Annotated in this window: 21 protein-coding genes; 19 read left to right on the top strand and 2 right to left on the bottom strand. The window is 76.9% G+C overall.

The window, feature by feature from the left end:
• The first annotated feature begins 89 nt into the window (after positions 1-89).
• The 18 genes from EDC03_RS04845 (at position 90) to EDC03_RS04760 (ending at position 15,485) form a co-directional block, all read left to right on the top strand.
• Positions 90-1,463, top strand: a complete 1,374-nt coding sequence (locus EDC03_RS04845) for a FliI/YscN family ATPase (protein ID WP_123379297.1) — start codon at positions 90-92, stop codon at positions 1,461-1,463.
• The gene (locus EDC03_RS04840; RefSeq protein ID WP_123379063.1) at positions 1,460-1,915 is read left to right on the top strand and encodes a hypothetical protein; all 456 of its coding nucleotides are present in this window, start codon (positions 1,460-1,462) and stop codon (positions 1,913-1,915) included. The genes EDC03_RS04845 and EDC03_RS04840 overlap by 4 nt, the downstream gene beginning before the upstream one ends.
• Positions 1,912-2,979, top strand: coding sequence for a transglycosylase SLT domain-containing protein (locus EDC03_RS18380; protein ID WP_123379062.1), 1,068 nt, complete (start codon positions 1,912-1,914; stop codon positions 2,977-2,979). Before EDC03_RS04840 ends, EDC03_RS18380 begins: the two co-directional genes overlap by 4 nt.
• Positions 2,976-5,036, top strand: coding sequence for a flagellar hook-length control protein FliK (locus EDC03_RS04830; RefSeq protein WP_123379061.1), 2,061 nt, complete (start codon positions 2,976-2,978; stop codon positions 5,034-5,036). The genes EDC03_RS18380 and EDC03_RS04830 overlap by 4 nt, the downstream gene beginning before the upstream one ends.
• A gap of 71 nt (positions 5,037-5,107) precedes the next feature.
• The gene (locus EDC03_RS04825; protein ID WP_199719941.1) at positions 5,108-5,554 is read left to right on the top strand and encodes a flagellar hook assembly protein FlgD; all 447 of its coding nucleotides are present in this window, start codon (positions 5,108-5,110) and stop codon (positions 5,552-5,554) included.
• A 56-nt stretch (positions 5,555-5,610) separates the two neighbouring features.
• Positions 5,611-6,480: a flagellar hook-basal body complex protein gene (locus tag EDC03_RS04820; RefSeq protein WP_123379060.1), complete on the top strand. Its 870-nt coding sequence runs from the start codon at positions 5,611-5,613 to the stop codon at positions 6,478-6,480.
• A gap of 299 nt (positions 6,481-6,779) precedes the next feature.
• The gene (locus EDC03_RS04815; RefSeq protein ID WP_123379059.1) at positions 6,780-7,088 is read left to right on the top strand and encodes a flagellar FlbD family protein; all 309 of its coding nucleotides are present in this window, start codon (positions 6,780-6,782) and stop codon (positions 7,086-7,088) included.
• Positions 7,088-7,855 (top strand): motility protein A, encoded by a 768-nt coding sequence (locus tag EDC03_RS04810; RefSeq protein ID WP_123379058.1) that lies wholly within the window; start codon positions 7,088-7,090, stop codon positions 7,853-7,855. The genes EDC03_RS04815 and EDC03_RS04810 overlap by 1 nt, the downstream gene beginning before the upstream one ends.
• On the top strand, positions 7,852-8,874 hold the full coding sequence (locus EDC03_RS04805) for an OmpA/MotB family protein (protein WP_123379057.1): 1,023 nt from the start codon (positions 7,852-7,854) through the stop codon (positions 8,872-8,874). The genes EDC03_RS04810 and EDC03_RS04805 overlap by 4 nt, the downstream gene beginning before the upstream one ends.
• A 68-nt stretch (positions 8,875-8,942) precedes the next feature.
• Entirely contained in the window at positions 8,943-9,401 is a 459-nt protein-coding gene (locus tag EDC03_RS04800; protein WP_123379056.1) for a flagellar basal body-associated FliL family protein, read from the top strand.
• Positions 9,402-9,525: 124 nt separating this feature from the next.
• Positions 9,526-10,473, top strand: a complete 948-nt coding sequence (locus EDC03_RS04795) for a flagellar motor switch protein FliM (RefSeq protein ID WP_123379055.1) — start codon at positions 9,526-9,528, stop codon at positions 10,471-10,473.
• The gene (fliN, locus tag EDC03_RS04790; protein WP_123379054.1) at positions 10,470-11,219 is read left to right on the top strand and encodes a flagellar motor switch protein FliN; all 750 of its coding nucleotides are present in this window, start codon (positions 10,470-10,472) and stop codon (positions 11,217-11,219) included. The genes EDC03_RS04795 and fliN overlap by 4 nt, the downstream gene beginning before the upstream one ends.
• 420 nt (positions 11,220-11,639) lie before the next feature.
• Entirely contained in the window at positions 11,640-12,173 is a 534-nt protein-coding gene (locus tag EDC03_RS04785) for a FliO/MopB family protein (RefSeq protein ID WP_123379053.1), read from the top strand.
• Positions 12,170-13,039 carry a flagellar type III secretion system pore protein FliP gene (gene fliP, locus EDC03_RS04780; protein ID WP_123379052.1) on the top strand — a complete coding sequence of 290 codons (870 nt, stop codon included), beginning with the start codon at positions 12,170-12,172 and terminating at the stop codon, positions 13,037-13,039. Before EDC03_RS04785 ends, fliP begins: the two co-directional genes overlap by 4 nt.
• Positions 13,039-13,317 (top strand): flagellar biosynthetic protein FliQ, encoded by a 279-nt coding sequence (locus EDC03_RS04775; RefSeq protein ID WP_123379051.1) that lies wholly within the window; start codon positions 13,039-13,041, stop codon positions 13,315-13,317. The genes fliP and EDC03_RS04775 overlap by 1 nt, the downstream gene beginning before the upstream one ends.
• Before the next feature lie 4 nt (positions 13,318-13,321).
• Positions 13,322-14,149 carry a flagellar biosynthetic protein FliR gene (locus tag EDC03_RS04770; protein ID WP_199719940.1) on the top strand — a complete coding sequence of 276 codons (828 nt, stop codon included), beginning with the start codon at positions 13,322-13,324 and terminating at the stop codon, positions 14,147-14,149.
• The gene (locus EDC03_RS04765; RefSeq protein WP_123379050.1) at positions 14,149-15,240 is read left to right on the top strand and encodes an EscU/YscU/HrcU family type III secretion system export apparatus switch protein; all 1,092 of its coding nucleotides are present in this window, start codon (positions 14,149-14,151) and stop codon (positions 15,238-15,240) included. Before EDC03_RS04770 ends, EDC03_RS04765 begins: the two co-directional genes overlap by 1 nt.
• A 2-nt stretch (positions 15,241-15,242) precedes the next feature.
• Positions 15,243-15,485, top strand: coding sequence for a hypothetical protein (locus tag EDC03_RS04760; RefSeq protein ID WP_123379049.1), 243 nt, complete (start codon positions 15,243-15,245; stop codon positions 15,483-15,485).
• A 22-nt stretch (positions 15,486-15,507) separates the two neighbouring features.
• Here the strand turns inward: EDC03_RS04760 and EDC03_RS04755 are convergent, their stop codons facing one another.
• Positions 15,508-16,203, bottom strand: coding sequence for a DUF6518 family protein (locus EDC03_RS04755; protein ID WP_123379048.1), 696 nt, complete (start codon positions 16,201-16,203; stop codon positions 15,508-15,510).
• 204 nt (positions 16,204-16,407) lie between these two features.
• On the bottom strand, positions 16,408-17,238 hold the full coding sequence (locus EDC03_RS04750) for an oxidoreductase (protein WP_123379047.1): 831 nt from the start codon (positions 17,236-17,238) through the stop codon (positions 16,408-16,410).
• Positions 17,239-17,444: 206 nt separating this feature from the next.
• On the opposite strand from EDC03_RS04750, the gene flhA reads away from it, so the two are divergent.
• A complete protein-coding gene (flhA, locus tag EDC03_RS04745; RefSeq protein ID WP_199719939.1) occupies positions 17,445-19,523 on the top strand; it encodes a flagellar biosynthesis protein FlhA in 2,079 nt (692 codons plus the stop codon).
• Position 19,524: the final 1 nt, after the last annotated feature.

The following is a 19,524-nucleotide window of genomic DNA, read 5'->3' as shown; positions in this document are numbered from 1 at the left end:
CGCCCGCCCAGCGCCGCCCCGCCGAGCCGGCCGTCCTGCCGACGCCGCCGCTCGAGTGGGCCCCGGCGCCCGTGCCCGTCGTCCCGCCGCTGCCCGCCGGGCTCGAGGCGTTCCGCACCCGGCTCGCCGGCGCGGTCCGGGAGGGCGGCCCCCTGGCCCTCGGCTCCGTCCGCTCGGTGAGCGGACTGGCCGTCGACGTCGTGGGCCTCGTGGCCGGCGTCGGCGAGGTGCTCGAGATCGGCGGCGACCCCGAGCGCGGCGTCGCCGGCGTCCGCGCCGAGGTGGTCGGCGTCCGCGCCGGCGTCCTCGCCTGCATGCCGCTGGGCACCGCGGACGGCCTCGCCGCCGGCGACCCCGTCCGCCGGGTGGCCCGCCGCCTCACCGCCCGCGTCGGCGACGGGCTGCTCGGCCGCGTCCTCGACGGCCTCGGGAACCCCCTCGACGGCCGCCCGCTCACCGGCGAGCTGACCGACGTCCCCCTCGACGCCCCGCCGCCGCCCGCGCTCGACCGCCAGCGCGTCTGCGAGCCGCTGCCGCTCGGCGTCCGCGTGCTCGACACCCTCGTGCCCGCGGGCCGCGGCCAGCGCTTCGGCCTCTTCGCCGGCTCCGGCGTCGGCAAGTCGAGCCTGCTGTCGATGGTCGCGCGCGGCGCCCGCGCCGACGTCGTCGTCCTCGCCCTCGTCGGCGAGCGCGGCCGCGAGGTGCGCGAGTTCCTTGAGGACGACCTCGGCCCCGAGGGGCTGGCCCGCAGCGTCGTCGTCGTCGCGACGAGCGACGAGCCGCCGCTCGTCCGGCTGCGCGCCGCCGCGACGGCCACCGCCGTCGCCGAGCACTTCCGCGACCAGGGCCTCGACGTCGTCCTCATGATGGACTCGCTGACCCGCGTGGCCACGGCCCAGCGCGAGATCGGCCTGTCCGTCGGCGAGCCGCCCGCCACCCGCGGCTTCCCGCCGTCGGTCTTCGCGATGCTCCCGCGGCTCCTCGAGCGCGCCGGGCCCGGCGTCGTCGGCTCGATCACGGGCATCTACACGGTGCTCGTGGACGGCGACGACCACGACGAGCCCGTCGCGGACGCGGCCCGCTCGATCCTCGACGGCCACGTCGTCCTCGACCGCAAGCTCGCCACGGCAGGCCACTTCCCGTCGGTCGACGTGCTCGGGTCCGTCTCGCGCGTCGCCTCCCGCGTCACGACGCCCGCCCAGCGGGCCGACGCGACCGCGGTCCGGCGCGCGCTCGCGGCGCGCCGCGACGCGCAGGACCTCATCGACGTCGGCGCGTACGTCCGCGGCGCGGACCCGCTCGTCGACGCCGCCGTGGACGGCGCTCCCTCGACGCGGGCCTTCCTCACCCAGCCCGTCGAGGACCTCGCCGACCCCGAGCACTCGTGGGCCGCGCTGTCCGGCCTCGCGCAGCTGCTCGACCCCGACGCCGGTGGCGCCGGCGACGGGAGCGCCGCCGCGTGAGCGGCTTCCGGCTCGCCGGGCTCCTGCGCGTCCGCCGGACCCAGGAGAAGCTGGCCGCGGGGGAGCACGCCCGCGCCGGCGCGGGCGCCCGCTCCGCGGCGCGCCTGCGCGAGGAGGCCCGCGCCACGCTCGGCGCGCACCAGCTCGAGGGCGGCGGGGCCGCCGGCTGGGCCGCGTCCGTGGCCGCCCGCTCGGCGATGCGGGGCGCCCTCGTGGCCGCGCAGGGCGAGGCCGAGCTGGCCGCGTCCGCCGCGGGGGACGCGGAGCGCGCCTGGGCCGCCGCCCGCGGGCGCACGCGCGCCCTCGAGCAGCTCGAGCAGCGCCGCGCCGTGGAGGAGGCGCGCCGGGCGCTCAAGGTCGACCAGCGACGGATCGATGACCTCAGGAGAGCGCCCCGGTCCGGGGACGACGACGAGCCCCTCGGCGGGCAGCAGGAGGCGGACGACCGGTGAGCGGCATCGCGGCGGTCCAGGCGCGGATCTCGGACATCCAGTCCCGCCTGGCGCAGGTCACCGCCGCGGTGACCCCCGCCGCGACCGCCACGGCGTCGACGACGGCGTCCGGCGCCCAGTTCTCCACCCTGCTCGACGACCTCGTGCAGAAGGGCGGCTCGCCCTCCTCGGGCCCGAAGGCCGCCGCCACCACCGCGACCGCGGCGGCGCGGTCCACGACGGGCGCCCGCGCCGGCGGCCCCACGGGCGACGACCTCGTCGCCGCCGCCCGGAAGTACCTCGGCGTCCCCTACAAGTGGGGCGGCACCGACCCGGCCACGGGCGGCCTCGACTGCTCGGGCCTCGTGCAGCGCGCCATGAAGGACATCGGCGTCGACGTCCCGCGCGTCGCGAGGGACCAGGGCAAGGTCGGCGAGCCCGTCCGCGACCTCGCCTCCGCCCGCCCCGGCGACCTCGTCGTCATGGACGGCGGCAGCCACATCGGCATCTACGTGGGCGACGGCAAGATGCTGCACGCCCCGCACCGCGGCGACGTCGTGAAGATCTCGAAGGTCTGGGAGACCCCGACGAGCATCCGCCGGGTCGTCGGCACCGAGCCCGCCGCCACGAGCGCGGCCGCCGCGCCGGCCCTCGACGCCGGCGCCGCGCGCCCCAGCGCCATCCGCAGCTCGGTGTCCTCGGCCGTCGCCCGCTACGAGCCGCTCTTCGCCGCGGCCACCGCCGAGCACGGCCTGCCGGCGGGCCTGCTCGCCGCGGTGGCCCAGGCCGAGTCCGGCGGCGACGCCCGCGCCGTCTCGCCCGCCGGCGCAAGGGGTCTCATGCAGATCATGCCGGGGACGGCGCGCGACCTCGGGGTCGACCCGATGGACCCGGCGCAGGCCGTCGACGGCGCCGCCCGCCTGCTCGCCCGCCACCTCGACAAGTACGACGGCTCCGTGCCGCTCGCCCTCGCCGCCTACAACGCCGGTCCCGGCAACGTCGACAAGTACGACGGCGTCCCGCCGTTCAAGGAGACGCAGAACTACGTGCGCAAGATCACCTCGGCCCTCGGGATCGCCGCGTGAGCCCCGTCGTCGGCGCCGCCGCGCGCGGCCTCGCCGACGCCGCCCCCCTCGCCCCGCGCGCCCCCCGCGGGCGCGGCGACGACGGCGGCTTCGCCGACGCCCTGGCGCGCCAGACGCCCCCCGGGCCGGCGGCCGACCGCCGCGACCGGGCCGACCGTCCCGGTGCGGACGGCCCCCGGGGCGTGGCCCACCGCGACCGCCCGAGCTCGGGCGAGCCCGGCCGCAGCACCGGCGCCCCCGCCGCCCGGCCCGCCCGTCCGGCGACCGACCGGCCGGCCGCCGACGACCGCGCGACGACGGACGCGCCTCCGCGCGGCGTCGCCCACCGCGACCGGCCAGGCACGGGCGAGCCGACGACGCCGTCCGGCCCCCGCCCCGTCGACACCACCGCCACCGCCCCCGTCGCCCCGTCGCCCGGGGTCCCGGTGGACCCGGCCGCCCCGGACCGGCTCGACCGTCCTGTCCTTCCGGCCGACCCGCCGGGCGAGGGCGCGGCGGGCGGCACGCCGGCGACCCCGGGCACCCCGCCCGCGCCGCCCGCGGCCGGCGACGTCGAGCCGTCCCGGCAGGACGCCCTCGCCGCGCTGCGCTCGCTGCTCGGCCGGCGCGACGTCGCCGGCACGCTGCCCGTCGTCGGCCCCGACGCCGCCCGTGGCGCCGCGGAGCCGGGCGACGTGCCCGCCGGGAGCGCCCTCCTCGACGCGTCGGTCTCCGCCGGGGCCGACGCCGCGCCCCCCGACGCCGGGTCGACCGGTGCCGGGTCGACCGGGGCCGGTCCCGCGGCCACGCCGACGGTGCTCCCGGTCCCCGGCGAGCTCGGCGCCGTCCCCGTCGCGCCGCCCGCCCCGACCGCGACCGCCCCGACCGCGACCGCCCCGACCGCGACCGCCCCGACCGCGACCGCCCCGACCGCGACCGCCCCGACCGCGACCGCCCCGACCACGGCCACGGTCCCCGGAGCCGCCGGTGCGCCGGCGCCCCCGCCGCCGTCCCCGTCCTCCGGAACCGTCGCCCCGGGCACGCCGCCGGCGGCCCCGGCCGCCGGGCTCCCGGGCGCCCCGGCTGCCGACGTCGCCGGACCGCCGACGGCGGCCGGTGGCGCACCGTCCGTCCCGGCGACCGGGACGACCTCGTCCCCGCCCACCGGCGCTGCTCCCGCGGCCGCCGCCGCGCCGGAGGCCCCGGGCGCGGCCGTCGTCCCGCCCCCGGACGGCGCACCGCCGACGGACGCGACCCCGACCACCGACGGCGTCACGCCTCCGGACGGCGCCCCGCCGGCGGACGGCGCCCCGTCCACCGACGGCGCCCCGGCGCCGGCCACGGGCGCCACCCCGACCGCCACCCCGACCGCCACCTCGTCCTCCGCGGCGTCCCCGGCCGTGCCGGTGGTCGCCACCGGCGACCCGGCCCTCGCCGCGGTGCCGGGCGCCGCCGGGACCGGCGCGCCGGTCGCGCCCGCGACGACCGCCGCGCCGGTCGCCACGGCCGCGGCCGCCCCGGTCGCGGCACCGGCCGCCGCCCCCGCCGTCGCGTCGACGACCACCGCCGGCCCCGCCGCGTGGGTGGCCGCCGTGGCGCCGCCCGGCGCCGCCGGCTCGCCCCCGCTGACCGGCCAGGTCGTCCCGCGTGCCGCCGCGCTGCGGCAGCTGGGGGAGGGCGTCCACCGCGTCGTCGTCCGCCTGCAGCCCGAGGCGCTCGGCGCCGTCCGCGTCGTCGCCGAGGTGACGAACGGTGCGCTGCATGTCCAGCTGCACGCACAGACCGAGGCCGGGCGTGAGGCGCTCCGCCAGGCGCTGCCCGAGCTCCGTCGTGAGATGGCCTCCGCCGCAGGCGGTGCGGGCGTCGACGTCGGCGGCTGGGGCACGGGCGGCGACGCCGGGGGCACCGGTGCGTCCGCCGGCTGGGCCGGCCCCGGCGGCGGGCAGGGCCGAACGGGTGATCCGTCGGCGCGTCGCTGGACCGGAGCAACGGACCGGTCGACGCCTCAGGTGCAGGCAGCGACGACCGAGGCCCGCACCGGGGCCACCGCCCCGGGCCGGCTGGACCTCACGGTCTGACCGGTCGAGCCCCGCCGCACGACCCCGGCGCCACCCGGCGCCGGACCCGCCCCACCACCGCAGGAGGACCCGTGCCCACCGTCTCCGGCACCACCGGTCTGCCGGCCGGCTTCGCGGCCGCCCCGGCCGTCGGCACCGCGACCGGCACGGCGGCCGTCCGCGAGCCGTCGAAGACGCTCGACAAGGAGGCCTTCCTCAAGCTCCTCGTGGCGCAGATGCGCTACCAGGACCCGAGCTCGCCCATGGACACCACGCAGATGATGAACCAGACGACGCAGCTCACGACCGTCGAGCAGCTCACCGCGCTGGTCAGCACGAGCCAGGCCGCCTTCGCCACGCAGCAGCAGCTGTCGTCCTCGGCGCTGGTCGGCCAGAAGGTCTCCTGGACCGACCCCACCACGAAGGCCACCGGCGTGGGCGTCGTCTCCGCCGTCCGCTTCACCGACGACGGCCCGGTCCTGCGGGTCGGCACGGCCGACGTCGCCATGGGCCACGTCACCGGCGTCACCACCGCCTGACCCGCCCCAGCCCCCGTCCCGACACCCCTGCACCACCCCGCCTGAGGAGGCGCCCCGTGCTCCGTTCCCTGTTCACCGGTATCAGCGGCCTGCGGGCCCACCAGATGATGATGGACGTCACCGGCAACAACATCGCCAACGTCAACACCACGGGCTTCAAGGGCTCCCAGGTGACGTTCCAGGACACCTTCAGCCAGCTGCTCGAGGGCGCTGCGGCGCCGCAGGACGCCAACGTCGGCGGCACCAACCCCTCGCAGGTCGGCCTCGGCGTCCGCGTCGCCGGCATGAGCACGAACTACGGCCAGGGCGCGACCCAGGTCACCGGCCGCGACACCGACCTCCGCATCGACGGCGAGGGCTTCTTCGTCGTCCGCGCCGGCGGCGAGCAGATGTACACCCGCGCCGGGTCCTTCAACTTCGACCGCGACGGCACGCTCGTCACCCCCGAGGGCAACCCGGTCCAGGGCTGGCAGGCCGGCCCCGACGGCACCATCACCGGTGCCGGTGCGGCGGGCTCGATGGGCGGCATCTCGCTCCGCGCGGCCACCGGCCCGGACGAGGCGCTCACGGCGTACCGCATCGGCTCCGACGGCGTCGTCACCGGCATCTTCAAGAACACCGACGGCACGGTCGAGCAGCGCTCCATCGCCCAGCTCGCGGTCGCCACGTTCACGAACAACGGCGGCCTCGAGAAGGCCGGCTCGTCCAACTACCGCGAGAGCGTCAACTCCGGCGACGTGACGATCGAGCGTCCGGGCCAGGGCGCCAACGGCACCCTGTCGGCCGGCGCCCTGGAGATGTCCAACGTCGACCTCGCCCAGGAGTTCACCAACCTCATCATCAGCCAGCGCGGCTTCCAGGCGAACTCCCGCGTCATCACGACGTCGGACGAGCTGCTCCAGGAGCTCGTCAACCTCAAGCGCTGACGCCTCCGTCAGACCTGCCCCTCCCGGGCCCGGCGCCGCCCCGTGCGGCGCCGGGGCCGGACCCCGCCGTCGGCCGCGCGAGCCCTGCTCGCGCGGCCGTCGTGCGCCCGGACCCGTTGCCGCGCAACCCGCCCCGCCCGCTCTCACCCACCCGGGTGAACGGGCGCGCTCCGCCGGACGGGGGAGGGCCACGGCCTCAGGCCGGCGCCCCGGGGCGCCGATGAATCACGTGACGGCCCACGGACGGGCCACCTCCGGGAGCGGGGCCACCGCTCCTCCCGCCGCCAAGGACGGACGCCATGATCATCCTCACCCGCCTCGCGGGCTCACGCTTCGCGGTCAACCCCGACCTGCTCGAGCGCGTCGAGTCCACGCCCGACACCGTGCTCACGCTGCTCGACGGCACGAAGTACGTCGTCTCCGAGCCGCTGGACGAGGTCGTGCGCCGCGTCGCCGACTACCGCGCCACCGTCATCGCGACGGCGCGCCGCCTCGCCGAGGGCGAGTCCGGCCCCGTCGCCCTGCCCGCCGCCCAGGAGCCCTGGCCCGCGGACGTCACCCCCGAGCTCGCGCCGGCCGTGCCGCTGCGCCGTCGCAGGAGGTCCTGATGGATCCCGCAGCCCTCGCCGGCATCATCTTCGCGCTCGGCTCGATCCTCACCATGATGATCCTCGAGGGGGGCAACCCCCTCGCGATCTTCCTGCCCGCCCCGATGATCCTCGTCTTCGGCGGCACCTTCGGCGTGGCCATCGCCGGCGGCCTGCTCAAGGACGCCAAGGCCATCGGCGCCTCGATGAAGAAGGCCTTCCTCACCCCGCCCAAGAAGATGGACGAGACGGTCGAGACGATCGTCTCCCTCGCCGAGCGGGCCCGCCGCGAGGGCCTGCTGGCCCTCGAGGACGCCGTCAAGGAGGTCGACGACGAGTTCCTCCGCGACGGCCTCCAGGCCGCCGTCGACGGCACGGACCCCGAGGACCTCCGGACGATGCTGCTCGACAAGAGCGACCAGAAGGCGGCCTCAGACAAGCGCTCCGCGAAGTTCTTCACCGACATGGGCGGCTACGCGCCGACCATCGGCATCATCGGCACGGTCATCTCGCTCGTCCACGTGCTCGAGAACCTCTCCGACCCAGGCGGTCTCGGCCACATGATCGCCGCGGCCTTCGTCGCGACGCTGTGGGGCGTCCTCTCCGCCAACGTGCTCTGGATGCCGATCGGCACCCGCCTCAAGCGGCTCGCCGAGGTCGAGGCCGCGCAGATGAACCTCGTCGTCGAGGGCGTCCTCGCCATCCAGGCCGGCTCCAACCCGCGCCTGGTCAAGCAGCGCCTCGCGAGCCTCGTGCCCGCCGGCGAGCTCAAGGACGAGGCGGCATGAGCGCGGCCGGCGCCCACGGGCGCGCGCGCCGCGGGGGCGGCGGCCACGACGACGGCGGCCACGACGGCCCGGACGAGCGCTGGCTCGTCAGCTACGCCGACATGATCACCGTGCTGATGGCCCTCTTCATCGTCCTCTTCGCCATCAGCCAGGTCGACGCCCAGAAGTTCCTCGAGCTCCGCCAGGGCCTCGCCGACGGCGTCGGCGCCAGCAGCACCATCCCCGTCGACGGCGGCTCCGGCCTGCTCGTCAGCAACGGCTCGGTGGCCGCGCCCGCGCAGCCGCAGACGTCGGTGCAGGACGAGTCGGTCTCGCCGCAGGCCTCCGGCTCGTCCGGTGCCTCGGCGGCCCAGGGCGGCGGCCCCGCCCTCGAGGCGGCCAAGGCGGAGGTCGAGAAGCTCGAGGAGGTCCAGCGGCAGCTCTCGGCGGCCCTCCAGGGCGCCGGCCTCGGCGACCGGGTCGGCTTCCGCGTCACCGAGGACGGCCTCGTCGGCGCCATCGTCGCCGACGACGTCTTCTTCGAGTCCAGCTCGGCCACGCTCCAGCCCACGGGCGAGGACGTGCTGGACGCCATGGCGCCGGTGCTCGGCGGGATCGACACCCCGCTCGAGCTCGAGGGCCACACGAACGCGCTGCCGGTGCGCGGCGGTCTCTACCCCAGCAACTGGGAGCTGTCCGCGGCCCGCGCGGCCGCCGTCGTCCGGTACCTCCAGGCCGACGGCATCGCCCCCGAGCGGATGACGGCCATGGGCTTCGGCGAGACGCGGCCGCTCTTCGAGGGCGACTCGCCCGAGGCGCTGTCCGGCAACCGCCGGGTGGACCTCGTCGTCGCCTCCGACCAGCCGGCCGAGGTCAAGGCGCTCCTGCCCGAGGCGGCCGAGGAGCTGCACTCCAGCGCCGCGCCCCCGGCCGTCGCCGTGGCGCCCGCGCCCGTCGACGCCGCCCCTGCGGCCGCCCCGCCGGCCGAGGCCGTCGTGGCCGCGGCCGCCGCCGACCACGCCGCGGAGGGGGGCCACTGACCGTGCCGCCGTCCGGACCACCGCCCGCCCGCACCACCGCCACCCCCACCAGCACCAGGAGCCCCGACATGGCCGCCAAGACCACCGCCGCCCCCGCCGAGGGGGAGGCGCCCGCGAAGAAGAAGAAGCTGCCCCTCCTCATCGGCGTCGTCGTGCTCGTGCTCGCGGTCGCGGCCGGCGCCTGGTTCTTCCTGCTCAAGCCGGACCCGGCCGCCGCGGCCGAGGCCGAGCACGAGGAGCCGGAGGCCGGCGAGGTCGTCACCCTCGACCCCGTCTCCATCAACCTCGCCGACGGGGCCTACCTCCGCCTCGGCCTGGCCCTCCAGCAGACCGCCGACGCCGCCCACGAGGCGGACGGCAGCATCGCCCTCGACCAGGCCATCGCGCTGTTCTCCGGCCGCTCGAAGGAAGAGCTGGCGGACAACGCGACGCGCGAGGAGCTGAAGAAGCAGCTCACCGAGAGCATCGCCGCGCCGTACCACGAGGAGGTCTACAAGGTGTACTTCACGGAGTTCGTCACCCAGTGACGACCCTCTCCGCGTGACCCCCGGGCGCGCGGGCCGGCGGCACCACGCCGCCGGCCCGCGCGCCTCGTCGCAGGAGTCACCCGTCCGGGCTCAAGCCCGGCGCCCCGGCCGCCGATGCCTGGTCGTGCCCACCACCCGACCAGCGCAGCGCCCCGGCGGCGCCCGCCCCGGCAGCGCCCGAGAGCGCCGCCGGGGCGCCGTCGTCGCCTGGGACTTCCGCGCCTCCGGCCGCATGGCCCGCGAGCACCTCCGCGTGCTCGAGCTGGCCTTCGAGACCCTCGCCCGCCAGTGGACGACGCAGATGGTGACGCGGCTGCGCACCGACGTCGCCGTCGAGCTGCGCTCCGTCGAGCAGGCCACGTACGACGAGCACGTCGCGACCCTGCCCGTGCCGGCGCCCCTCGTGGTCGTCGGCACGCAGATCGGCGCGGCCGGGCTCCTCCACGTGCCCTCGGAGGTCGTCCTCTCCGTCGTCGACCACGGCCTCGGCGGGCCCGGCGGCGTCCAGCAGCCCCGCGAGCTCACCGAGCTCGAGGTCGGCGTCCTGCGCGACCTCGGCGACAAGGCCCTGGCCGCCCTCGACTACGCCTTCGCCACCATCACGCCGCTGGGCGCCGAGCGCACCGGGACCGAGCAGATCCCGCAGCTCGCGCAGGCGGCGCAGGCGTCGGAGCAGGTCGTCGTCGCCCACCTCGCCGTGACGGTCGGCACGACGACGGCCGAGGCCACCCTCGCGCTCGTGCTCGCGCCCATCCAGGCGCGCCTCGGCTCCACCGCCGCCCCCACGACGCGCACGCCCGAGGAGCTGGCCGCCGAGGCCCGCGCCCAGGCCGCCGTCGTCGGCGCGGTCCCCGAGGTCCCCGTCGAGGTCGGCCTCCGCCTCGCGCCCACCGCCACCACGCCCGACCGGGTCCTGCAGCTCGCCGTCGGCGACGTCGTGCGGCTCGGCCACCCCACGTCCCGCCCCCTCGAGGTCGTCGTCGCCGGGCAGGTCCTCGCCCGCGCCGTCCCCACGGCCTCGTCCACCCGTCTCGCCTGCCTGGTCGTGTCCACCGAGGAGCTGCCCCGATGAGCCTGCCCACCACCGCCCCCGCCGTCGCCTCGCTCGAGGACGTCGTCGCCGCGGCCCGTGCGGCCGCCGGCCTCGTCCCCGCGCCGGGACAGCTCGTCGTCGACCCCGCGGCCGACGGCAGCCCCACCGCGGTCCCCGACGCCGGTGCCCCGGCCGTCACGGCGCCGTACTCCGGCGCCCGCAGCGGCCACGTCGTCCTCGTCCTCGACACCGAGACGGCGAGCGCGCTCCTGTCCGACCCGGCCGGCCCGGGCGGCGCCCCGGAGGCGGCGCTGGCCGCCGCCGTCCGCCCCGCGCTCGAGGCCGCCGCCGGCGCAGCGGGTCCCGTCGTGCTCGGGCCCGTCGAGGTCGGCGCGGTCGGTGACCTCGACCTCTCCTCGGTGCCCGTGGTCCCCCTCCTCGTCGACGGCACGGCCCGCGCCTGGGTCGCCCTCGTCGCCGGCGACGGCCACGACGCCGCGCCGACGCCGTCCCCGTCCGCGGGCGGTGCGCTCGGCGGCGTCGCGGGCCTGGCCCTGCTGCGCGACGTCGAGATGACGCTGTCGGTCGAGATCGGCCGCGCCCGCATGACCGTCCGCGAGCTGCTCACCCTCACGCCGGGCTCCGTCGTCGAGCTCGACCGCGCCGCCGGCGCCCCCGCCGACCTCCTCGTCAACGGCCGGCTCGTCGCCCGCGGCGAGGTCGTCGTCGTCGACGAGGACTTCGGCCTCCGCGTCACGGAGATCGTCGGCGCCGAGCAGGGCTGACCCGGACCGACCCCACACGAGAGCAGGCGCCTGCTCGTCGTCAGGAAGCCCTCCTGGCGACGAGCAGGCGCCTGCTCGTCGTGGTGGGCGCCACCCCCACTTCGCTGAAGACGTCGTCGGCACTGACCCCCTCTCCCCGACTTCGCTGCCGAAGTCGTCGGCACCGGCCATCTCAGGCCCACTTCGGCAGCGAAGTCGTGCCGAGGGCGGGTCCAGGGCCGACTTCGGCAGCGAAGTCGGGAAGCGGGGGGCCCCCGGGATGTACGTGGGCGCGAGGTCGCGTGGCTGCCCCCTCGTCGGGCGGCGACGACGTCGGCGCGCTCGACGCCGCCCCGCGCCGGCTGAGGACTCCCCGCACGACACGCCGACGATCCACCCGACCGGCTCAACCCGGGCGCCCGACGTGCCGACACACCAGGCATGGACACACCGGACGCCCTCGGGCTCCTGCTGCGCGTGGCGGGCTCGCTCGCCGCCGTCGTCGGGCTGGTCTGGATGGTCCGGCGCGGGATGCTCAAGCAGGGCGGCGGGCGTGCGCGCGCCGCTGTCGGCAGCATCACCGTGCTGGCCCGCCAGCAACTCTCGGGGCGCGCCAGCGTCGCCCTCGTGCAGGTCGGGGAGACCGGGCTGCTCGTCGGCGTCACCGAGCAGCAGGTCACGCTCCTCGCCTCGCAGCCGGTCGAGCAGATGCTCGCCCGCCCCGAGGCGCCCGCCGCCCCCGCGGCCCGCCGCACGGCCGTCGACCTCGACGCCGTGGTCCCCGCGCCCGCCTCGCGCCACGCCGCCCCCGTGGCGCCGGCCGCCCCGGCCGCGCCGCAGGAGGTGCCCGCCGAGGTCGCCGAGGCGCTTGCCGCGGTGCCCGCGCCGCGTGGCCCGCTCGCCGGCTCGGCCCTCTCGCCCGGCACGTGGGCCCAGGCGGTCGACGTCCTCCGCGAGCGGACGACCCGCCGGTGAGCGCCGTCGTCGCCCCGCTGCGCCGCGCGGCCGCCCCGCGCCGCGGTCAGCTCCTCGCGCTCCTCGGCGGCCTCGTCGCCGTCCTCCTCGGCCTCCTGGCCGTCCACCTGCTGCTGGCGCCCGGCGCCGCGGCCGCCACGGCGCCCGCCCCGACGGAGGGTCTCGAGGGCCTCACCGAGGGCACCGGCCCGGGCGTCTCGGTGGACATCGAGGGTGTGGACGGCAAGCCCAGCAGCGCGCTCGTCGTGCTCCTCGGCATCACGGTGCTGTCCGTCGCGCCGGCCCTGCTGCTCATGACGACGAGCTTCACGAAGATCTTCGTCGTCCTGTCCATCACCCGGAACGCGCTGGGGCTCACCGCCGCCCCGCCGAACCAGGTGCTCGCGGGCCTCGCGCTGTTCCTCAGCCTCTTCGTCATGGCCCCGGTGCTGTCGGAGGTCAACGAGATCGGCGTGCAGCCCTTCCTCCGCGGCGAGCTGGACCAGGTGCAGGCGCTGCAGGTCGGCGTCGGCCCGCTGCGGGACTTCATGCTGGCCCACGTCCGCGCCGACGACCTGGCGCTCGTGACCCGGGCCGCCGACCGCCCCAACCCGGCGACGCCGGCCGACACCCCGCTGCTGACGCTCATCCCGGCGTTCGTGCTCTCCGAGCTGCGGGCGGCGTTCATCATCGGGTTCGTCATCTACATCCCGTTCCTCGTCATCGACCTCGTCGTCTCCGCGGCGCTGATGTCGATGGGCATGATGATGCTGCCGCCGGTCACGGTCTCCCTGCCCTTCAAGCTCCTGCTCTTCGTCCTCGTGGACGGCTGGGGGCTCGTCATCACCGCCGTCCTCGGCAGCTACTCCGGGGGAGGTGCCGGCTGATGGACGACGTCGCCGTGCTCCAGGTCGTCGTCCAGGCGATGACCGTGGCCGCCAAGATCAGCGCGCCGATCCTGCTCACCTCGCTGTGCGTGGGCTTCGTCATCTCGCTCTTCCAGTCCGTCACCCAGATCCAGGAGGTGACGCTGAGCTTCGTCCCGAAGGCCATCGCCGTCGGCATCGCGCTCCTCGTCTGCGGGCGCTGGATGATCATCGAGATCGTCAGCTTCACCACCGAGCTCTACGGCTCCATCCCCGGCCTCGTCACCGGGACGGGCTGAGCGCGTGGGCATCCCGGTCGTCGCAGCGGCGGCGGAGGCCGCCACCGGCGGCCTGGAGATCAGCCTGCAGGTCGAGACCGTCGTCGGGCTGTCGCTCGCCAGCCTCCGCATCCTCGGCTGGCTCCTGCTGGCCCCGCCCTTCGCCTACAAGGGCTTCCCGGCGCAGGTGAAGGCGCTCCTCGCGCTGGCCCTGGCGCTCGTCGTCCAGCCCGACGTCTCCGGCCTCGTCGAGGGCGGGCTCGAGCTCGGCCCCCTCGCGGTCGCCGCGGCGCAGGAGCTCGTCGTCGGCACGGCCCTCGGCTGGCTCTGCATGCTCGTCTTCGCCGCCGTCCAGAGCGCCGGCGACCTCCTCGACATCTTCGGCGGGTTCCAGCTCGCCCAGGGCTACGACCCGCTCATGCAGAGCGGCTCGTCGGTCCTCGGCCGGATCTACCAGCTCACCGCCCTCGCGCTGCTCTTCGCCAGCGGCGCGCACCTCGTCGTCCTGCGCGGGCTGCTGCTCACCTACGAGGTGCTGCCGGTGGGGCAGGGGGTCGACCTGTCGACCGTCGCCGAGGTCGCCACCCGCGGCGTCGGCGGGCTGCTGCTCGCCGCGCTCCAGGTGGCCGGCCCGATCATCGCGGTGCTCTTCCTCACCGACGTCGGCCTCGGCCTGCTCACCCGCGTGGCGCCCCAGCTCAACGCCTTCTCCCTCGGCTTCCCGCTGAAGATCCTCATCACCCTCGTGCTCGTGGGACTCGGCGCGGCGCTGCTGCCCGACGTCGTCACGGGCCTCGCCGACCAGATGGCCGAGACCGTCGTCGGCACCGCCCGCGTGAGCGGTGACGGCTGATGTCGGGGGGTGACAGCGGGGAGAAGACCGAGCAGCCCACCGAGAAGCGGCTCAAGGAGTCGCGCAAGGAGGGGCGGGTCGCGCGCTCGCCCGACGTCGGCGCCTGGCTCGGCATGGCCGCCGCCGCGCTCGTCCTGCCCATGACCGTCGCCAACGGCTGGGAGGCGGCGCAGACGTCGCTCGGCCGGCTGCGGGAGATCGCGCGCGAGCCCGACCCGGAGATGGCCGTCGCCGCGCTGTCCGAGGGTCTGAAGGCCGTGGCCGTGGTCGGCGCGCCGCTGGCCGCCGTCACCGTCGTCGTCGCGATCGCCGCGGCGGCCGCCCAGGGCGGCCTCCACCCGGCGACGAAGAACTTCAAGCCGCAGTTCTCCAAGCTGAGCCCCAAGCAGGGCCTCAAGCGGATCTTCGGCGTCCAGGCGCTGTGGGAGGCCACGAAGATCCTCCTCAAGTCGACGGTGCTCGGCGTCGTCCTCTACATGGCCGTCAAGGGGCTGCTGCCCGTCCTCGTCGGGACGGGCGCGCTGCCGCTGGGCGCGACCATCGAGGCCGTGCGCGGCGGCACCTCGACCCTGCTGCGCAGCGCCGTCGTCGCCGGCCTCGTGCTCGCGCTCGCCGACTACATGGTCGTGCGGAAGCGGACCATGAAGGGGATCCGGATGACGCGCAAGGAGGTCATGGACGAGCACAAGCAGTCCGAGGGCGACCCCCAGCTCAAGGGCGCCATCCGCTCCAAGCAGCTGGCCATGAGCCGCAACCGGATGATGGCCGACGTCGCCACCGCCGACGTCGTCCTCCTCAACCCGACGCACATCGCCGTCGCGCTGCGCTACGAGCCCGGCAAGGGCGCCCCCCGCGTCGTCGCGAAGGGCGCCGGCACGATCGCCACGAAGATCCGCGAGCGCGCCGCCGAGAACCGGGTCCCGATGGTCGAGGACGTGCCCCTGGCCCGTGCCCTGCACGCCGCGTGCGAGGTCGGCCAGGAGGTCCCGTCGGACATGTACACGTCCGTGGCCCGCGTGCTCGCCTTCGTCATGCGCCTGCGCACCCGCGGCATGGCGTCCGGGCGGCACCGGATGCCGCAGATGGCCTGACGGTGGTCGACGAGGCGCGCGGCGGCAGGCCGACCCACGACGTCGGCGAGGTGGCGCTGCTGCTGGGGGCCGTGTGGTCCTTCTGGCCGGCCGGCCTGTGGATGGCGCTGCGGTGGCGTCGTGAGCAGCGTCGCGCCGGGCGGCCGACGTCGCGCGTCGTGCAGGTGGCGCTCGCCGTCTCGGTGGTGCTCGCCGTCAGCACGCCCTTCGTGCTCGTGGTCGCGTGGCGCCGGCTCGCCGGCTGACCCGGCGGGGCGCCCGACCCGCTCAGCCGACGACCTGCGAGAAGAGCTGCGGGTCGCCGTAGACGACGACGAAGGCGACCGCCACGGCCACGGCCACCGCGACGGCGACGGCCACCCCGGCCGGCCGGCGCAGCCGCACGCAGGCCCATGCCAGGCCGACGACGCCGAGGGCCAGCTGGACGCCGTGGTACGGGCCGTACGGCGTGACGTCGGCGAGGACCAGGACGCCGTACGCGCCCTCCCCGGCCACGACACCGGCCAGCACCCCCGCGGCGGGCGGGCCGAGGAGGCGGCGCCGCTGCCGGACCCAGTGCACCGCCGCCCCGACCGGCGGCCCGGCGACGACGGCCGCGAGCGACCAGAACGCCAGCCCCTGGCTGCCGTAGACGTAGCCCCGGAGCTCCGACCCGAGGCCGTAGCCGGCGTTGAGGGAGAGCAGGGCCGCCGTGGCCGCGAGGGCGCCCGCCGGCGCCGACCGGGCCGTGAGGGCGAGGAGGGCGGCGACGACGCACCACGACGTCGAGGAGTTGGCCAACGGGGCGACCTGCTCGGGCAGCCACCCCTGGGCGTAGGAGGTGAGGACGCCGAGCGCCGTGCCGACCCCCGCCGCCAGGAGGGCGGGCGCCAGGACGCCGCGCAGGACGCCGCGGCGTCGGTCGGGGCCCCGGCCGCGGCGCGGCGCGGCAAGAGCGGTGAGCGGCGGGGCGGGCGTGGTCATCGTCGTCCTCCTCGGCCCGCCGCGCGGTGCGGCTCCGGCCGCCCCCGACGGTAGGCACGACGGGGCTCGGGGGCGTCGGCCCGCGGGCTGACCCGGCCCACCGACGTCGTCCGACCTCGGGGTGACGAGCCCCGGGGGGCCGCGGCCGTCGGCGTCGGGCCGGCTGCCGGTCGGCCCGCCGCGCGCGGCGGGGGGAGCGGCGCCTCAGCCGTCGAGGTCCGTGCCCGCCGACAGCTCCCGCCACGCCTCGAGCTCGGCCCGCCGCGCGTCGAGGACGCCCTCCGCGGCCTCGAGGGCGTCGGTGCCGAGCAGGAGGAGCGCCGGGGGCCGCCCCGCCGCGACCGCGGCCATGATCGCCGCGGCGGCCCGCGCCGGGTCGCCCGGCTGCGTGCCGTGGGCCCGGTCGACCTCCTTGCGGCGCTTCCCCGCCGTCCCGGCGTAGTCCTCGATGGCGGACGGGGACTGCGTCAGCGACCGGCCGGCGAAGTCCGTCCGGAAGCCGCCCGGCTCCACCGACATCGCGGTGATGCCCAGCGGCGCCAGCTCGGTGCGGGCGGACGCCGTGAGCGCCTCGAGCGCGGCCTTGCTGGCGGCGTAGTACCCGGACCCCGGCGGGCAGACCTGCGCCCCGATGGAAGAGATGTTGACGACCGTCCCGCGGCGCCGGGCGCGCATCCCGGGCAGCACCGCCTTCATGACGTCGACGGCGCCGGTGACGTTGGTCGCGAAGAGGCGGGCGACGTCGGCGGGGTCGCCCTCCTCGACCGCGGCCCGGTAGCCGTAGCCGGCGTTGTTGACCGCGACGTCGACGGCGCCGAAGCGCTCGAGCGTGCGGTCCACGGCGCTGCGGACCTGCGCGGCGTCGGTGACGTCGAGGGGGAGCGCCAGGGCGTGGTCGGGGTGGGCGGCGACGAGGTCGTCGAGCGTCCGCGGGTCCCGGGCGGTGACGGCGGCGTCGTGGCCGGCCGCGAGCACGGTCTCGGCCAGCGCGCGGCCGAGCCCGGTCGAGCAGCCGGTGATGAACCAGGTGGTCATGCGTCCTCCGAGGCCGGTCCCGCCGTCCGGGCGGCTGCCCGGGCGGCCCCGACAGCCTGCGGCCCGCGACACGCCCGGGCCACCCGTCCGGCTCAAGGTCACGACGCCTGCTGCCGACACCACCTCTGCCAGGACGGCACGCAGGGCGGACGGATCCGCGAGACACCACAGCACCGGGGCGCAGCGCGGCCCGGGGGAAGGACGTCGTGGGCCGCATCTCCCGTCTGGCCGTCCCGGTCGGCATCGTCGGCATCGTCCTGCTGCTCGTCGTCCCGGTGCCCGCACCGATGATCGACCTGCTCATCGCGTCGAACATCACCGCCTCGCTCGTCGTGCTGCTGACGGCCATGTACGTGCGCCGCCCGCTCGACTTCGCGATCTTCCCGTCGCTGCTCCTCGTGCTGACGCTGTTCCGGCTGGGCCTCAACGTGGCCTCCACCCGGCTCGTGCTCGCCGAGGCCCACGCCGGCAAGGTCATCGAGGCCTTCGGCCACTTCGTCATCTCGGGGTCGCTCGTCATCGGCCTGGTGATCTTCCTGATCCTCGTGATCATCCAGTTCGTCGTCATCACCAACGGCGCCGGCCGCGTCGCCGAGGTGGGCGCCCGCTTCACCCTCGACGCGATGCCCGGCAAGCAGATGGCCATCGACGCGGACCTCAACGCGGGCCTCATCGACGAGGACACCGCGCGCCGCCGCCGCGCCGACGTCACCGCCGAGGCCGACTTCTACGGCGCCATGGACGGTGGCTCGAAGTTCGTCAAGGGCGACGCCATCGCCGGCATCATCATCACGGTCATCAACCTCGTCGGCGGCTTCATCATCGGCATGGTCCAGAAGGGCATGGAGCCGGCCGAGGCGCTCGAGACCTACAGCCTCCTCACGGTCGGGGACGGCCTCGTCTCCCAGATCCCCGCCCTGCTGCTGTCCGTCGCCACCGGCCTCATCGTCACCCGCGCCACGACGCAGGGGGACATGGGCAGCGACGCCGCCGAGCAGCTGCTGCGCCACAAGCCCGCCCTGCAGATCGCCGGCGCCGGAATCATCGTCATCGCCCTCATCCCGGGCATGCCCAAGCTGCCCTTCATGCTCCTCGGCGCGGCCGTCCTCCTCGCCTCCCAGCGGGCCGGCAAGAACGCCGAGGCCGAGGCCATCGCGGCCGCGGAGGAGGACCTCGCCCTGCCGGTCGGCCCCCGCCCGGACAGCCCCGAGGCGCTCCTGCAGCAGATGCGCGTCGACCCGCTCGAGGTAGTCCTCGCCCCGGACCTCGTCGACCTCGTCGACACGGCCGCCGGCGGCGACCTCCTCGACCGCGTCCGCGGACTGCGCCGCAAGACGGCCCTCGAGCTGGGCCTCGTCGTCCCGCCGGTCCGGACCCGCGACAGCATCGACCTGCCGGCGTCCAGCTACGCCATCCGCATCTCCGGCGTCGAGGTCGGCCGCGGCCAGGCGCCCCCCGGGCGGGTCCTCGCGCTCGGCGACGACGTCGACCACCTGCCCGGCACGCCGACCAGCGAGCCCGTCTTCGGCCTCGCCGGCCGCTGGGTGCCCGCCGAGCTGCAGCACCAGGCCGAGATGACCGGCGCCACCGTCGTCGACCGCGCCTCGGTGCTCGTCACCCACCTCGCCGAGGTCGTCCGGACCCACGCCGGCCGCCTGCTGTCCCGCGAGGACGTGCGGGCGCTCGTCGACGCCGTCAAGGTGGACGACCCGGCGGTCGTCGAGGAGCTCGTCCCCGCCGTCATGACGCTGGGCGAGGTGCAGCGGGTGCTGCGCGCGCTGCTGGAGGAGGGGGTCGCCATCCGGGACCTCGCCCGCATCCTCGAGGCGCTGTCCATGCGCGCCCGCACCGGCGGCACCGACCTCGACGGCCTCGTCGAGGCGGCCCGCTCGGCCCTCGGCCCGGCCATCGCCGCCGCCGCGGCGCGCGACGGCGTCCTCCGGGTCATCACGCTCGACCCGCTGCTCGAGCACCAGCTCGCCGAGTCCGTCCGCCCGGGCGAGGAGGGGGCCACCCTGACCCTCGACCCGCGCCGCGCGGAGACCGTCGTCGAGCAGGCCGACGCGGCCCTGCGCCAGGCCGAGGACATGGGCTGGACGGCCGTCCTCGTCTGCGCGCCGGTGCTGCGGGCGCCCCTGCGGCGCCTCGTCGGGCTGGGCGTGCCGCGCCTGGCCGTGCTGTCCTACACGGAGGCGGGGGGCGCCGGCGCCGCCGGGCCCCGTATCGAGACCGTCGGCACCGTGACCGGGTCGCTCCCGGTCCCGGCCGGCGCGCTGGGGGGCTGAG

This window comes from Pseudokineococcus lusitanus (assembly GCF_003751265.1).
In the GTDB taxonomy this organism is placed as follows: Bacteria; Actinomycetota; Actinomycetes; order Actinomycetales; family Quadrisphaeraceae; genus Pseudokineococcus; species Pseudokineococcus lusitanus.
Note: the sequence above shows the minus strand (reverse complement) of the source record. Positions and strands in the feature narration are given on the sequence as shown.

What these genes read in the sequence shown, in the direction of transcription:
- EDC03_RS04800 (WP_123379056.1), top strand. Translation starts at nt 8,943, where the DNA reads ATGGCCGCCAAGACCACCGCCGCCCCCGCCGAGGGGGAGGCGCCCGCG.
- EDC03_RS04815 (WP_123379059.1), top strand. Translation starts at nt 6,780, where the DNA reads ATGATCATCCTCACCCGCCTCGCGGGCTCACGCTTCGCGGTCAACCCC.
- EDC03_RS04755 (WP_123379048.1), bottom strand. Translation starts at nt 16,203, where the DNA reads ATGACCACGCCCGCCCCGCCGCTCACCGCTCTTGCCGCGCCGCGCCGC.
- EDC03_RS04775 (WP_123379051.1), top strand. Translation starts at nt 13,039, where the DNA reads ATGGACGACGTCGCCGTGCTCCAGGTCGTCGTCCAGGCGATGACCGTG.
- fliN (WP_123379054.1), top strand. Translation starts at nt 10,470, where the DNA reads ATGAGCCTGCCCACCACCGCCCCCGCCGTCGCCTCGCTCGAGGACGTC.
- EDC03_RS04810 (WP_123379058.1), top strand. Translation starts at nt 7,088, where the DNA reads ATGGATCCCGCAGCCCTCGCCGGCATCATCTTCGCGCTCGGCTCGATC.
- EDC03_RS04805 (WP_123379057.1), top strand. Translation starts at nt 7,852, where the DNA reads ATGAGCGCGGCCGGCGCCCACGGGCGCGCGCGCCGCGGGGGCGGCGGC.
- EDC03_RS04785 (WP_123379053.1), top strand. Translation starts at nt 11,640, where the DNA reads ATGGACACACCGGACGCCCTCGGGCTCCTGCTGCGCGTGGCGGGCTCG.
- EDC03_RS04765 (WP_123379050.1), top strand. Translation starts at nt 14,149, where the DNA reads ATGTCGGGGGGTGACAGCGGGGAGAAGACCGAGCAGCCCACCGAGAAG.
- EDC03_RS04750 (WP_123379047.1), bottom strand. Translation starts at nt 17,238, where the DNA reads ATGACCACCTGGTTCATCACCGGCTGCTCGACCGGGCTCGGCCGCGCG.